14 protein-coding genes are annotated in these 14,720 nt (G+C 69.3%); 11 read left to right on the top strand and 3 right to left on the bottom strand.

The features are described 5' to 3' along the window. The 9 genes from ON39_RS22845 to ON39_RS22805 form a co-directional block, all read left to right on the top strand. On the top strand, positions 1 to 735 hold a 735-nt coding region (locus ON39_RS22845; RefSeq protein WP_040737471.1), incomplete at its 5' end, for a sensor histidine kinase. Between the two features lie 89 nt (positions 736 to 824). Next, complete coding sequence (locus ON39_RS22840) at positions 825 to 1,532, top strand: response regulator (protein WP_040737470.1); 708 nt, start codon at positions 825 to 827, stop codon at positions 1,530 to 1,532. Positions 1,533 to 1,626: 94 nt separating this feature from the next. Continuing rightward, entirely contained in the window at positions 1,627 to 2,073 is a 447-nt protein-coding gene (locus tag ON39_RS22835) for an OsmC family protein (RefSeq protein ID WP_040737468.1), read from the top strand. After that, a complete protein-coding gene (locus ON39_RS22830) occupies positions 2,073 to 2,360 on the top strand; it encodes an acylphosphatase (RefSeq protein WP_040737467.1) in 288 nt (95 codons plus the stop codon). Before ON39_RS22835 ends, ON39_RS22830 begins: the two co-directional genes overlap by 1 nt. Before the next feature lie 31 nt (positions 2,361 to 2,391). After that, positions 2,392 to 3,180, top strand: coding sequence for a hypothetical protein (locus ON39_RS22825; RefSeq protein ID WP_040737466.1), 789 nt, complete (start codon positions 2,392 to 2,394; stop codon positions 3,178 to 3,180). Beyond that, positions 3,180 to 4,346 carry a glutathionylspermidine synthase family protein gene (locus tag ON39_RS22820; protein WP_040737465.1) on the top strand — a complete coding sequence of 389 codons (1,167 nt, stop codon included), beginning with the start codon at positions 3,180 to 3,182 and terminating at the stop codon, positions 4,344 to 4,346. The genes ON39_RS22825 and ON39_RS22820 overlap by 1 nt, the downstream gene beginning before the upstream one ends. A 43-nt stretch (positions 4,347 to 4,389) precedes the next feature. Then, entirely contained in the window at positions 4,390 to 4,845 is a 456-nt protein-coding gene (locus ON39_RS22815) for a DUF350 domain-containing protein (RefSeq protein ID WP_040737473.1), read from the top strand. A 147-nt stretch (positions 4,846 to 4,992) separates the two neighbouring features. Then, positions 4,993 to 5,370, top strand: coding sequence for a type II toxin-antitoxin system RelE/ParE family toxin (locus tag ON39_RS22810; RefSeq protein ID WP_040737464.1), 378 nt, complete (start codon positions 4,993 to 4,995; stop codon positions 5,368 to 5,370). After that, entirely contained in the window at positions 5,367 to 5,687 is a 321-nt protein-coding gene (locus ON39_RS22805; protein WP_040737463.1) for a helix-turn-helix domain-containing protein, read from the top strand. Before ON39_RS22810 ends, ON39_RS22805 begins: the two co-directional genes overlap by 4 nt. Positions 5,688 to 5,743: 56 nt before the next feature. Here ON39_RS22805 and ON39_RS22800 read toward each other — a convergent pair whose 3' ends face one another. From ON39_RS22800 to ON39_RS22790, 3 genes are all read right to left on the bottom strand, one after another. Next, the gene (locus ON39_RS22800; RefSeq protein ID WP_040737462.1) at positions 5,744 to 6,925 is read right to left on the bottom strand and encodes a Cmx/CmrA family chloramphenicol efflux MFS transporter; all 1,182 of its coding nucleotides are present in this window, start codon (positions 6,923 to 6,925) and stop codon (positions 5,744 to 5,746) included. A gap of 234 nt (positions 6,926 to 7,159) precedes the next feature. Continuing rightward, a complete protein-coding gene (locus tag ON39_RS22795; protein WP_040737461.1) occupies positions 7,160 to 7,780 on the bottom strand; it encodes an MBL fold metallo-hydrolase in 621 nt (206 codons plus the stop codon). Next, positions 7,777 to 8,862, bottom strand: coding sequence for an S-(hydroxymethyl)mycothiol dehydrogenase (locus ON39_RS22790; protein ID WP_040737460.1), 1,086 nt, complete (start codon positions 8,860 to 8,862; stop codon positions 7,777 to 7,779). Before ON39_RS22790 ends, ON39_RS22795 begins: the two co-directional genes overlap by 4 nt. A gap of 184 nt (positions 8,863 to 9,046) precedes the next feature. Between ON39_RS22790 and ON39_RS22785 the strand changes: the two genes are divergently transcribed. Further along, complete coding sequence (locus ON39_RS22785) at positions 9,047 to 9,472, top strand: DUF1707 SHOCT-like domain-containing protein (protein WP_040737459.1); 426 nt, start codon at positions 9,047 to 9,049, stop codon at positions 9,470 to 9,472. A 2,727-nt stretch (positions 9,473 to 12,199) separates the two neighbouring features. Continuing rightward, positions 12,200 to 14,720, top strand: a 2,521-nt coding sequence (gene smc / locus ON39_RS22780; RefSeq protein WP_040737458.1) for a chromosome segregation protein SMC, incomplete at its 3' end; no start/stop codon positions are given.

The raw sequence follows: 14,720 nt of genomic DNA, 5'->3' as shown, positions 1-14,720 counted from the left end.
GCGCTGCTCGAGGCGGACCGGCTGCGCCGGGCGCTGCTCTCCGCCGTCAGCCACGATCTGCGCACGCCGCTGGCCGGGGCCAAGGCCGCCGTGTCCAGCCTGCGCAGCGACGACATCGAGTTCTCCGCCGAGGACACCGCCGAACTGCTGGAGACCATCGAGGAGTCGGTGGACCAGTTGACCGCGCTGGTCGGCAACCTGCTCGACTCGTCCCGCCTGGCCGTCGGCGTGGTCACACCGCAACTGCGACGGGTGTACATGGACGAGGTGGTGCATCGGGCCTTGGTCAGCGTCGGCATGGGCGCGCGCGGGCTGCGGCGCGCGGCGATGGATCGGGTGAAGGTCGAGGTCGGTGACGTCTCCGTGCGCGCGGACGCGGGCCTGCTCGAGCGCGTCGTGGCCAATCTGATCGACAACGCGCTGCGGTACGCGGCCGGTTCCGCCGAGCGCCACCCCCCGGTGCGGGTCACCGCCGAACGCGACGGCGACCGGGTATCGATCGCGGTGGTCGACGTCGGACCCGGTGTGCCGCCGGGCACCGAGGAGCAATTGTTCGAGCCGTTCCAGCGGCTCGGCGACCGCGACAACACCACCGGCGTCGGGCTCGGCCTGTCCGTGGTGCGCGGTTTCGTCGAGGCGATGGGCGGCACCGTGCACGCGGAACCGACTCCTGGCGGAGGATTGACCATGATCGTGGACCTGCCTGCCGCCGAAACGGAGGTGAGCAGCCGATGATGGATTCGCGGCCTCGCGCATGCGCGACTCGCGAGCGCTCTGCATCGACAGTGGGAGTACCGCAGCCGGAAACGACACAGGAAGCCGTGATGACCGACAAGAAGCAGGATGCCCCGGCGATCAAGGTGCTGGTGGTCGACGACGAACCGCAGATCGTGCGCGCCCTGCGGATCAATCTGTCGGTGCGCGGCTACGAGGTGATCACCGCGGGAACCGGCGGCGCCGCGTTGCGCGCGGCCGCCGACAAGCACCCCGACGTGGTCATTCTCGACCTCGGCCTGCCCGACCTCGACGGCATCGAGGTGCTGGCCGGACTGCGCGGCTGGACCTCGGCGCCGGTGATCGTGCTTTCCGCGCGCACCGACTCGGCGGACAAGGTGGAGGCGCTCGACGCCGGCGCCGACGACTACGTCACCAAGCCGTTCGGCATGGACGAGCTGCTCGCTCGGCTGCGCGCGGCGGTCCGCCGCGGCGCCACCGACACCGACTCGTCCGACCCTGTCGTGGTGACCTCGTCGTTCACCGTCGATCTGGCCGCGAAGAAGGTGACCAAGAACGACGAGCCCGTGCACCTCACCCCGACCGAGTGGGGCATGCTCGAGATGCTCGTGCGCAACAAGGGCAAGCTGGTCGGGCGCAAGGAGCTGCTGCGCGAGGTGTGGGGGCCGTCCTATGCTACCGAAACCCATTATCTGCGTGTGTATCTGGCCCAGTTGCGGCGCAAGCTCGAGGACGATCCGTCGCACCCCAAACACCTGCTGACCGAGGCGGGGATGGGCTACCGCTTCCAGGAGTGAGTGGCCGGAATCGCCCCGCCCGCCGGAATGAGCGAGCACCCGCGCCGCGTTGCCAGGCGTGAGCAGACTCCGACGAACTGGCAGGATCAGACACATGGCTGAGACAACACCCGCGACTGCGGCAACACAACCGACCGAACTGTGGGTCGAGCGCACGGGGACGCGGGCGTACACCGGCCGCAGCTCCCGCGGCGCGGAGGTACTGATCGCCTCGCAGGGCGTGCCGGGCGCGTTCACCCCCGGAGAGCTGCTGAAGATCGCGCTGGCCGGTTGCTCGGGGCTGAGCGCGGACTTCTCGCTGTCGCGCAAGCTGGGCGACTCCTTCGACGCCACCATCCGCGTGTCCGGCGACGCGGACCGCGAGAACGAGCTCTACCCCCAGCTGGACGAGACGTTCGAGCTCGACCTCAGCGAACTGGATCAGGAGGCCAGGGAGCGGCTGCTGGTTACCGTGCAGCGCGCCATCGACAAGGCCTGCACGGTGGGCCGCACCCTGCAGGCGGGGACGAAGGTGACCCTGTCCTTCGACATCGAAGCCTGATGGGCGAGACCGCCGAGTCGTCCCGGCTGAGCGCGTGGGTGCACGGCCGCGTCCAAGGAGTGGGTTTCCGCTGGTGGACGCGGTCGCGCGCGCTGGAGCTCGGCCTGACCGGGCACGCCACCAACGCGCGCGACGGGCGGGTGCACGTGGTCGCGGAGGGGCCGAGGGACGACTGCGCGCGGTTGCTCGAACTGCTACGTTCCGGAGACACACCTGGTCGCGTGACCTTGGTTGTGGAAAGCTGGGAGCCCGCGCGGGGTGATTTGACCGGATTCGAGGAGCGGTAGTGGTGAGCCGGGATAGGACGAGGACTCGACAGTGAGCACGCACGATCCCGGCGACGAGCGGCCGGGGGACCGACCGGACGAGGCTTCCGCCGCGGCCGGGCAACCGCCGGGCACATCCGGGGCGCACGAGGCGACCCCGGGTGATACCGCCGAGTTCACCACGAACGATCCGGCTGCGTCCGGGGCGGAAACGCCCGCCGCGACTCCGGAAACATCCGCGGTTACTCCGAATTCGCCTGCCGCTACTACGGAAACCGCAGCGACGCAACAGGTTCCACCTCGGCGCGGCAGCGTGCAACGGCAGGAAGCCGGCGTCACGCAGCCCCGCCCTCCGACGGTGGCCGAGGCGCGGGCCAGGGACAAGGCGCGCAAGCGGGCCGAGGAGGCGCAGCGGGCCGCCGCCGCGGCGGCCGAGGCCAAGAAGCGCACGCGCAAGCGGGTGATGATCGGCGGCGTCGCGATCGTCGGCGTCGCCGCGCTGGTCGGCGGCGGTTACCTGGTGTATCGGGCGATCACCGCGCCCGATCAGGTCACCGCGTCGTGCGTGAAGATCGAGAACGGCCAGGAGGTCGTCGTCCCCGACAGCTACTGCGGCGACGGCCGTCCGGGCTTCGTCAACGACGGCGGCATCGGGCCCGGCCTCATCATCCTCGGCGGCGGGCCGCAGTACCGCTACTACTACGGCGGCACGCCGAACATCGGCAAGCCGCCGACCGGCGGAACCACGGTCAGACCCAAGAGCGCGGAGATAAAAACGAAGAGCGGCACCACGATTCAGCGCGGCGGACTCGGCAGCAAGAGCACCGGCGGGGGTTCGTAGTGCGACGGGTACGCAGCGCGCCCCGGCCGGACTGGCGGCAGATCACCGAGAGCCAGGGCCTCGTCTACGGTGTGCCCGGCCGCGACGCGAGCGGTCAGCCCCGGCCGTACTGGGACGAGTCGGTGCACTACGAGTTCGAGATGGACGAGATCCTCGCGCTGGAGGCCGATGTCGAGCTGCTGCACTCGATGTGCCTGCACGCCGTCGAGCAGGTCATGCTGACCGAGCGGTTCGCCGATTTCGGTCTGCCCGAATGGAGTTGGGGGCCGATCGCCGAATCCTGGCGGCGCAGTGACCCTTACGTGTACGGGCGCTTCGATCTGCGCTACGACGCGCGTCGCCCGGCGAAACTCCTGGAGTACAACGCGGATACGCCCACCTCGCTGCTCGAGGCGGCGATTGTGCAGTGGCACTGGCTGACCGCGCTCTACCCCGGCGGCGATCAATGGAACTCGTTGCACGAGAAGCTCGTCGCGCGCTGGGCCGAGCTGCGCGACACCCTGCCGACCGCGCAGCTGCACTTCAGCTGGTCGGGGGCGGACGCGACCGGTGAGGACAATGTCACCACCGCCTACATGCAGGAGACCGCCGCCGAGGCCGGGTTCGACACCATCGCGCTGCCGATCGAGGAGGTCGGATTCGACACGGAGCTGGAGCGTTTCGTCGATCTGGCCGAGGCGCCGATCGAGGCGATCTTCAAGCTCTACCCGTGGGAGTGGGCGCTCGACGACGACTTCGGCAAGCGGGTGGTCGCGAGCCTGCCGCAGACCATGTGGATCGAGCCGCTGTGGAAGACGCTGCTCAGCAACAAGGCGATCCTCGCGGTGCTGTGGGAGATGTACCCGGGGCATCCGAATCTGTTGCCCGCCTACCTGGATCAGCCCCACGAGCTCACCGAGTACATCCGCAAGCCCAAGCTGGGCCGGGAGGGCGCCAACATGACGATCGTCGGGGCGGGGCTGGAGACCGCCACCGGCGGCGTCTACGGCGAAGAGGGCTACGTCTACCAATTGCTCGATCCCCTACCGGAATTCGACGACATGCGCCCCGTGCTCGGCGCCTGGGTCGTCGGCGACACCGCCGCCGGTCTCGGTATCCGGGAGACCGCGGGACTGATCACCGACGACGGTTCCGCCTTCGTTCCGCACCGCATCGCCACCTCGTAGCCAACGCTCTTCTCCTAGCCAACACCGTCTCGGAAGGATCATGATGACCGCAGTCGCCCTCGAATCGGGGTACTGGAGCTCGCTCGGGGAGGGCGTCGGAGCGATCATCCTCTACGCCCTCGTCGGCCTGGTGCTGATGCTGCTCGGGTTCTACGCCATCGACCTCACCACGCCGGGCAAGTTGCGCGGCCTGGTCGTCGCAGGCAAGCCCAACGCGATCATCGTGGCCGCCGCGGGCATGATCAGCATGGCCTTCATCGTCGTGCTCGCCGTCCTCGCGGTCGGCGGCGGCGGCAAACTCTCCGAGGGTCTGATCGCCGCCCTCGTCTTCGGACTGGTCGGCATCGTCGCCCAGGTCATCTCCGTCCGCGTCCTCGAGAAGGTTCTCGGCATCGACATCGGCGCCACCCTCCACGCCGACACCTACACCACCGAGGTCCTGGTGGTAGCCGCCGCCCACTTCGCCCTCGGCCTGGTCGTCGCCTTCGCCATCCTCTGAGCGGTCTGAGCGCTCTGAGCGCCAAACCCTCTGCGGCTCACCGCGTTCGAACCTCACCTGTCGGACCCACCGCCTAACCTACGACCGCATTCGCTCGACTTTCTGTAAGGAAATCCTTGAATTGCAGCCGTAGGGGAGGTACCGTCGATGGACGAGTGGGAGATCTTCATAACCGATGAGGTAGAGCAGTTCCTCGACGATTTATGGCAGACCGACCGCGCAACACACACGCTGGTGAACCAAGCGATTTTGCTATTGGAACGAGTGGGGCCCGCACAGGGCCGCCCGCTCGTGGACAGCATCGCCGGCTCGGCGATCGCGAACATGAAGGAACTGCGGCCCGGCTCCACAGGCAACAGTGAGATCCGAATACTCTTCGCCTTCGATCCGTGGAGATCGGCCATCATGCTGGTCGCGGGCGATAAATCCGGCGCGTGGCGGCGGTGGTATCGCGAAGCGGTGCCGCGCGCCGAAAGGCTGTACCACGCTTACCTGACCGAACGCGCAGAGGAGATGTCTCGATGACCACACACCGTCGCTGGCGCGACACCGGACACCTCGACCGAGCGATCGACACCGCGGGCGGCCCCGACGCCTTCGAAGAAGGCGTCGAGAGGCTGGAGGCCCGCGCCCGCGGCTGGCGGCTCGCGGAACTTCGTAAACACCGCGGCCTCAACCAGAAACAAGTAGCGGAACAGATGGGCGTGTCCGTCGCGCGGGTGTCGCAGATCGAACAGGGTGAGGTGTCCACGCGAGACGTGTTGGACCGGTACGTATCCGCCCTCGGCGGTGTGCTGAAGCTCGTCGCCGATTTCGGCGACGAGCAGTTGCGAGTGAGTTGACGTCCGAGAGCGGCACGTTATTGCCCGGCAGCAACGTGCCGCTCTCCGACGACGAGTCAGCGCCGGGGGCTGGTCTCCCGACCCGGGGACAGTGCCCGGGGCCTGGAGCGGCGCGTGATTGTCGTGATGAATAGCGCCGCCGCGGCGAACACCGTGCTGGTCCAGAGGGCGGCGGTGGTCGACTGGGTAGCGCTGATCGCCAGGCCCGCGGTGGCCGGGCCGAGGGCGGCGCCGACGTTGAATGCGGTCGTGGCGAAGGCTCCGCTGAGGTGGGGAGCCGTGGGAGAGGCCGCGCTGATGATGAGGGCGATCACCGTCGATCCGACGGCGAAGGAGGTGGCGCCGCAGATCATGGCCATGATCAGCAAGGCGGGCAGCGAGCCCGCGGTGAGCGCCGCCGTGATCCAAACACCCAGCAGCACAACCGAACCCGCCGTGCGGATGATGGGTGCGTAGCGGTCGGCGTAGCGACCGGCGAGCGTGACGCCGACGAACGACCCGATGCCGAAGAGAGCCAAAACCATTGGCGTCCAGGCCGGTTCGCCGATGTCCGTCGTGAGCACACCCAGATAGGTGAAGGCGGCGAACGTCGCCGCGTTCACCGCGCCGCCGAGCATCAGGGCACTCCGTACGCGTCGAAGACCGAGCGCACGCCACTCACTCCAGAGTGAACCGGTCTGCTCCGCGCTGCTCGGACTGTTCGGAACGAGCAACCAAATGCCCACCAGCGCAGGCACACTCACGATGACGACGGCCCAGAACGCCGACCGCCAACCGAGCAGCTGGCCCAGGAAGGCCCCGGCGGGGACGCCGACGACACACGCCAGCGTCACGCCGGACAGGATGACAGAGGTCGCCCGCCCGACCCGATGCGGGCCGACGAGGATGGGCAGGACGGCCAGCGCGACCGCGAGAAACCCGGCGTTCGCCACCGCCGCGACCACCCGGGTGGCGAGCAGAATACCGAAGGTTGTGGTTACCGCGCCGATCACGTGCGCGGCGAGGAACATCGCCAAGCATCCGGTGAGCGCGAACCGCGCGGGCCAGCGCCCGGCGGCCATCGCCGTCAGCGGCGCGCCGACCAGCATTCCGACGGCGAACAGCGAGGTCAGCAACCCCGCCGCGCCGAGCGAGACGCCGACCTCCGCCGCGATGGGCTCGATCAACCCGGACAGCATGAACTCCGATGTCCCCTGTGCGAACACGGCGACACCTAAAACAACAATGACATAAGGCATACAAAGACTCCCAGACTCTGTTCGACACCGGGCCGCCCTCTGCTGAACAGGGGCGGCGGAGCGGATATCGCCCGATACGGGCGGCGCTCAGTGCCGAACGACCGGGCCGGCAGGTCGTTCGCGCATGGCGAAGGGACGCCACCTGGTCGTTCGACAGGTGGCTAGAGTCTGGACGCCTCTGGAGAAGTCACGGTCGACACCATAGCAACGGTGCCGCGCCGGACCGCAAGGGAATTAGTGGCCGCGGGCGATCCAGTCTGCGAGGGAAGGCTTTTCGAGGCCGATGGTCGTGGTGTCGCCGTGGCCGGTGTGCACCGTCGTCTCGTCCGGGAGGGTGAGCAGGCGGTCGCGGATGGAGGCGATGATGGTGTCGAAGTCGGAGTAGGAGCGGCCGGTCGCGCCGGGGCCACCGGAGAAGAGGGTGTCGCCGGTGAAGAGGGCGGCGGCCTCGGGGATGTGCAGCGAGACCGAGCCGGGAGAGTGGCCCGGGGTGTGCAGGAGGTCGATGTCGATGCCCGACACGGTGATTCGTGGCAGGTCGGCCAGGGAGCGGTAGCCGACGTCGGGGTGGGTCATCCGCCACAGCGGGTCGTCGCCGGGGTGCAGCAGGATCGGCGCGTCGAGTCGGGTGCTCAACTCCGGTGCGACGGTGACGTGATCGTTGTGGCCGTGGGTGCACAGGATCGCGACCACGTTGCGGGAGCCGACCACGTCGGCGATCGTCTCGGCGTCGTGCGCGGCGTCGACGACCAGGACATCGTGTTCGTCGCCGATGAGCCAGACATTGTTGTCGACGTCCCAGGTGCCGCCGTCGAGGCTGAACGTGCCGGAGGTGACGACGCGATCGATCCTCACAGCACCACCACCGAGCGCAGCACGTCGCCCGCGTGCATCGCGGTGAACGCGGCCTCCACCTGATCGAGCGAGATGCGTTCCGTCACAAACAGTTCCAGCGGCAGGCGACCTTGCAGGTGCAGGTCGACCATGGTCGGGAAGTCGCGCTCGGGCAGGCAGTCGCCGTACCAGGAGGACTTGAGCGCGCCGCCGCGGGAGAACAGGTCGATCAGCGGCATCTCGATGGTCATGTCCGGCGTCGGGACGCCGACCAGGACCACGGTGCCCGCCAGGTCGCGCGCGTAGAACGCCTGCTTCCAGGTCTCGGGGCGGCCGACCGCCTCGATGACGACGTCGGCGCCGAACCCGCCGGTGTGCTCCTGGATCTTCTCGACCACGTCCTCGACGGTCGCGTCGATGGTGTGAGTAGCGCCGAAGTCCTTGGCCCAGTTCAGCTTTCGCTCGTCGCGATCGACCGCGATGATCGTCTTCGCGCCGGCCAGCCGCGCGCCCGCGACGGCGGCGTCGCCGACCCCGCCGCAGCCGAGCACCGCGACCGTGTCGCCGCGGGAGACATTGCCGGTGTTGAGGGCCGCGCCTAGGCCGGCCATCACGCCGCAGCCGAGCAGCCCGGCCACCGCCGGGTCGGCGGCCGGATCGACCTTCGTGCACTGTCCCTCGTGCACCAGCGTCTTGTCGACGAACGCGCCGATGCCCAGCGCCGGGCTCAGTTCGGTGCCGTCGGTGAGCGTCATCTTCTTGCTCGCGTTGTGGCTGGCGAAGCAGTACCAGGGGCGGCCGCGCTGACAGGCCCGGCATTCACCGCAGACGGCCCGCCAGTTCAGGACCACGAAATCGCCGATCTCGACATGGGTGACCGCCGCGCCGACGGTCTCCACGACCCCGGCCGCCTCGTGCCCGAGCAGGAACGGGAACTCGTCGTTGATGCCGCCCTCGCGGTAGTGCAGGTCGGTGTGGCACACGCCGCAGGCCTGCACCCGCACGACCACGTCGTGCGGGCCCGGATCGGGAATCACCACGTCGACGATCTCGACCGGCGCGCCCTTGCTACGGGCGATGACACCGCGCACGGTTTCCGACACCTATGCCTCCTGGGAGTTTTCGTCGACGCGGAACCTGAGTGCCCGCGAACTGAGCTCCGTCCATAGTGCCGCGCGAGGGTAGGCGACACCAGCGCCGGGGCAGCCGCTTGACATTCCATAGTGGAGGGAGCATGCTTGGTGAATATTCCACTATGGAGGGTGGAACCGTCGACAGGAACTTCGGATGGAAATCTCGACCGGTACCCGCGCCTCGCACGCCGACCGCGAAAAGGTGGTGCGCCTCCTGGCCAGGCATATGGAGGACGGCCGCATCGACCTCGCCGAATACGACCAGCGAGCCGCCCAGGTGTACGCGACCACCACCACCGACGATCTGCAACTCGTCCTCTCCGACCTGCCGAAGCTGCCCAAAGAGCCTGCCGGCAAGGCGGATTCGAGCCCCCGCATCCCCATCTGGCAGAAAATCGAGGGCACCAGCTGGCTCGGCGTAAGCGTCCTCGTCCTCCTCATCTGGGGTGCGATCTCCCTGAGCGTCGGCGAATTCACCTACCCCTGGCCCATCTGGGTAATCGGCCCCTGGGGAGCGGTACTCGTCTTCCGCATGCTGACCGGCTTCGAGTCCGGCCGGTTCTCCCGTCACATGGGCTGAGCGGACTCGTAATTCCTGGAGGCAGGACGGCCGGCACTCCGCGATGCGGCATGGTGGCTGAGCGCGTCGGCCTACCAACAAGGTGGCGTGGCCCTTTGGCCCGGCGTGGCGGCGGGACTCAGCCCGTTGGTCTATTGCCAGGGCGGCGCGGCACTTTGCGACCGGCGGGGTGACTCGCGCCCATCGGTCTGCCGCCTTGGTGGGGCCGCCTTTCGTGCCTCGAGTGCCGGTCTGCTGGCGGGTGGCCCCGTGACGCGGCGTGGTCGGTTCAGGCCCGTCGACTACAGCCGGCCGGCGCGCCGCCCTCGTCTTGGGCCTGCCGGTTCTGCCGGGACGGTGTCAGGGCTCTGCGGTTTCAGCTTGCCGGCCTACTGCCACGGTGGCCTGGCGCCTTGGGGGGCGGCGTGGCGGCCGGAGCTCGCGGGATTCGGGGGTTGGCTCGAGCGGCGGCGGCGTGTGGGTGGTTCGGGGGGCGGCTGGTTGTTCCATGATTGGGGATGTTCGTCGTGCCGATCAGGGGGTGGCTGGCGACGGCGCGGCATGGAGCGCTCGGGCCGGGAGGGGGCAGCGGGTGGCGCTGAATCCTGCGAGTCGGGTTGGTCGTATCGCGTCGCGGCCGGGTAGTCGTGTGGCACAACGGAACTGCCTCTGCGTTGTCGCGGCAGGAACTCGTCGGGGTCGGCTCGTCGCGAATCGTAGTGCGGCTCTGCGGTTTCCCTGCGGTAAGACCGAGGTTCTTCGGGCGGCGCGCTAGAGCGTTCCAGCTGCGCCTGGATGGCGTCGAGCCGCTGCCGCCGTGCCCGGGTTTCCGCCGGGTCCTCGAAGTGCGACTGCGCGGCGTCGTCGAGGCGGGGCGCCGGTTGGGCGGATCGAGAGCGCTTGCGGCGCTCCAGCGGGGGACGCGCGGTCTCCTCTCGGACCGGCCATCGGGGTGCGGGCTCCTCGTGGTGGGGTGCGGGATCGGGCTCCCAAACAGGTTGAGCAGGAACGGGTTCCGCATAACGCGCAGCGGATTCGTCCCATCTCGACAAGGGCGGGGAGGGAGCTTCATACCGTGTGGGATCGGCCTCCCATCGCGACCGAGCCGACGGAGCCTCGTAGCGTGGCGCGGGTTCGTTGTCCCACATCGACTGGGCCGGACCGGCTTCCTCATATCCCGTCGTGGCGGCGCCGTATCCGGTCGCCGCATCGCCCTCCCACCACGGCCGCGAACCGGGAGCCTCGTGGCGTGGCGCAGGTTCGTTGTCCCACCGCGACGGTGCCTGTGCCGGTTCCTCGTATTTCGCCGCCGCATCGACTTCCCATCGCGGCGAGGCTGGAGCCTCCTCATACATCGATCGCGTAAACCTGAGGTCCTCCCGGGCCGATGCGGCGGAATACCCTTGCGAGCGAGCGGAGTTCGATTCATCGCGGACCACCCGCGCAGGCACGCCATCCTCGTACCGAGACTTGGCGGGCGCGACCGCTTCTCGCCGCGAGCGCGCCGACTCGTACGTAGGCACGGCCGCCGAATCGCCGACCGGCTCGGTCCGGCCCACCCGACGAGAACGACCAGCCGGCTCTTTCCGATGCCCGCGCGGCGAAACAACCTCACCCCGCCGGGAAACCGGCAACCCGGGCCGCATGATCGGAAGCTTCCGCGTCTCCTGCGTCGCACTGACACCCTTCTCGCGATAGGTCGCAGGAATATCATGCGTGCGCAGCCAAGCGCCCGGATCGCGCCGCCCATGCCGATCCAATTGCGGCACAACCTCTTCGAGCAGATCGAGGATGTCACCCTCGTCGTCCCCGAGCGCGGCGCGGATGTCGGGGAACGTGTCGTGGTGGAAGATCCACATCCATTCATAGCCCGGATAGGTGCCCCCCAGATCGTGCCCGTGGAAGATCAAATCCCCGGAGCGCCCGATCCTGGTGCGCATCGACCACCCCTCGGATTCGACCAGGAACTCCCGCCTTTCATCAGGCCCGCGCGCGTCCGCGGTCCGATGACCCGCGGCGCGACCACCGCGAACCTCGCCTCCCTCTCCGTAGTCGGTCAACTTGATCTCGAACCACGCCGCACCCAACCCGGCGGCCAACAACGCGCCCGAGATCACGACCTCGACCCACTTGTCCGCGAGCAGTGCGCTCTTACTGTTCTCACACGCGTAGAGAAACAACAGACTGCCGAGCACCAACGCCGCGATCCGGGCAAGCCGCAGCGCCGTACTGGTTCCGGCTGGGGCTGGCATTCCGTGGCGCTCCAAACATTCCCGCTGGCGAATCAGACTGGATCGTATGCGGCGAGGTCGTCGCACGTCAGGTCGTGTGGCGAGTCCGTTACCGATGTTGGTGTAAAGGTTGCGTCGAGGTCGACGGGGGCGCCCGAGTTCGTTACCCGCGGGCAGCGTCGGCCCGCTCGCGGTGAACCGTCGTCCTGCACATGGTGGGCGCGTCGGTCGCACCAGGGGGTGCGGTGTAGGCGCCCGCGAGGACGACGCGTCCGGCAAACCTCGGGCATATCGAAATACGCGATATCGCGGGCTGACTCGATAACCTACGTGTGTCGCCGAAACACCATACGGTCGCGTGCGCCGTCCCGCGTCGGCGGTGGTCGGCGCGCGACGGATAGCATGGCTGGTCGCCCGCCTCGACCGACCAGGCATCAGGTGGCGTGCGCGATGGTCCGGTGACGGGGACCCGCGGAACCGACGAAGGTCGCCGTCCGACACGGAAAGGTCGTCGAACTTGCATCTCAAGAGCCTGACGTTGAAGGGCTTCAAATCCTTCGCGTCCGCGACGACGCTGCGGCTGGAACCCGGTATCACCTGTGTGGTCGGCCCGAACGGATCCGGCAAGTCGAACGTGGTCGACGCGTTGACCTGGGTCATGGGCGAGCAGGGCGCCAAGGCGCTGCGCGGCGGCAAGATGCAGGACGTCATCTTCGCGGGCACGGCGGGTCGCGCACCGCTCGGCCGCGCCGAGGTCACGCTCACCATCGACAACTCCGACGGCGCGCTGCCGATCGACTACGCCGAGGTTTCCATCACCCGCCGCATGTTCCGCGACGGCGCGGGCGAGTACGAGATCAACGGCAGCTCCTGCCGATTGATGGACGTGCAGGAACTGCTCAGTGACTCCGGCATCGGCCGCGAGATGCACGTCATCGTCGGGCAGGGTCAGCTCTCGGCCATCCTGGAGTCGCGCCCGGAGGATCGGCGCGCGTTCATCGAAGAGGCCGCGGGCGTGCTCAAACACCGCAAACGCAAAGAGAAGGCCGTCCGCAAGCTCGAGGCGATGCAGGCCAACCTGGCCCGCCTCACCGACCTCACCACCGAGCTGCGCCGCCAGCTCAAACCGCTCGGCAGACAGGCCGAGGTGGCGCGCCGCGCGCAGACCGTGCAGGCCGACCTGCGCGACGCGCGCCTGCGCCTGGCCGCCGACGACCTGGTGACCCGCCGCGGCGAACTGGAGAGCCAGCAGAGCAAGGAGGCCTACGCCCGCGAGCAGCAGATCACCGTGCAGAGCGAGCTCGACGCCGCCAATGCCGCGCTGGCGCAACAGGAATTCCAGCTGTCCCGGCTGACGCCGAGCGCCGAGGCCGCCGCGCAGATCTGGTTCCAGCTCTCGGCGCTGGCCGAGCGGGTCAACGCGACCATCCGGATCGCGCAGGACCGCGCCCGTCACCTCGACACCGAGACCCCGGTCGGCAGCGGACGCGACCCCGAGCAGCTCGAGGCCGAGGCCGAGCGGGTGGAGGCCGAGGAGGCCGAGCTGCGCGAGGCGGTCGAGATCGCCGCCGAGACCTTGGAGGCGGCCAGGGACGCGCTCGCCGAACGCGAGCAGTCCGCCAAGGCCGCCGAGCAGGCGCACCTGGCCGCCGTGCGCGCGATCGCGGATCGACGCGAGGGCATGGCGCGGCTGGTCGGCAAGGTCGACACGCTGCGCACCCGGGCACAGTCCTTCGACGCCGAGATCGCCAGGCTGACCGCCTCGATCGCCGACGCCCGGCAGCGCGGCGAGGTCGCGCAGACCGAATTCGACACCGTGCAAACCGAACTCAGCGAGCTCGACGCCGGCGAGGCGGGCCTGGACGCGCAGCACGAGCACGCGGTGCAGGCGCTGGCGCTGGCCGATCAGCGGGTGACCGAACTGCGCGAACAGGATCGGGAGGCGAGCAAGCGCGTCGCGTCCCTCTCCGCGCGCATCGAGGCGCTGGGCATGAACCTCGCCCGCCGCGACGGCGCCGCCTGGCTGGTCGAGCATCGGTCGCAGGGACTGCTCGGCCCGCTGTCGGGGCTGCTGCGGGTGCACGGCGGGTTCGAGGCCGCGGTCGCCGCCGCGCTCGGCCCGCTCGCGGACGCCGTCGCCGCGGACACCGGCGAGTCGGCGCACGACGCCATCCGCGCGTTGAAGGAGGCCGACGGTGGCCGTGCCGCACTCGTTTTCGGCGCGGCCGCCGACGGCCGCCCTGATCTCGGATCGTTGCCCGGCACCGCGCGCTGGCTCACCGACGTGGTCGAGTGCCCGGACAGCGTGCGGGCCGCGATCACGGCATTGACCTCGGGCATCGCGGTCGCCGATGATCTGGCCGCGGCCAGGGCGGTCGTCGCGGCCCGCCCCGACGTGCGGGTAGTCACCCGCGACGGCGACCTCACCGGAACCGGTTGGCTCCTCGGCGGATCCGATCGCGCGCCGAGCCAGCTGGAGATCCAGGCCGACATCGACGCGGCCAAGTCCGATCTGGTCGCGGCGCAGCGGCACGCCGAGGAGCTCGAGGCCGCGCTGTCCGGCGCGCTGGCCGAGCAGGCCGATCGCAAGGACGCCGTCGACCAGGCGCTGCTCGCGCTGCACGAGTCCGACCAGTCGCTGGTCGCCATCTACGACCGGCTCGGCCGGCTCGGCCACACGGCCCGCACCGCGCAGGCCGACAGCGAGCGGCTCGTCGCGCAGCGCACGGAGACCGAGGCCAAGCGGGAGGAGGCCCTCACCTCGCTGGCCGAGATCGAGGATCGGCTGCGCAATGCCGAGCTCGAGCAGAGCGAGATCGACTCCGACGGCGCCTCGGCAGGCACCGAGACCGCGGGCCGCGAGCGCGAGGAGGCCGCCGCCGCGCTGGCCGAGGCGCGGTCGATGGAGGTGGAGGCGCGACTGTCCGTGCGCACCGCCGAGGAGCGCGCGGAATCGGTTCGCGGCAAGGCGGATTCGCTGCGCCGGGCCGCGCGCGCCGAACGCGAGACCAGGGCGCGCGCCGAACGCGCCCACGCCG

This window comes from Nocardia tenerifensis NBRC 101015 (assembly GCF_000308715.1).
In the GTDB taxonomy this organism is placed as follows: domain Bacteria; phylum Actinomycetota; class Actinomycetes; order Mycobacteriales; family Mycobacteriaceae; genus Nocardia; species Nocardia tenerifensis.
The sequence above is the reverse complement of the archived record's forward strand: the minus strand, read 5'-3'. Positions and strand labels throughout refer to the sequence as shown.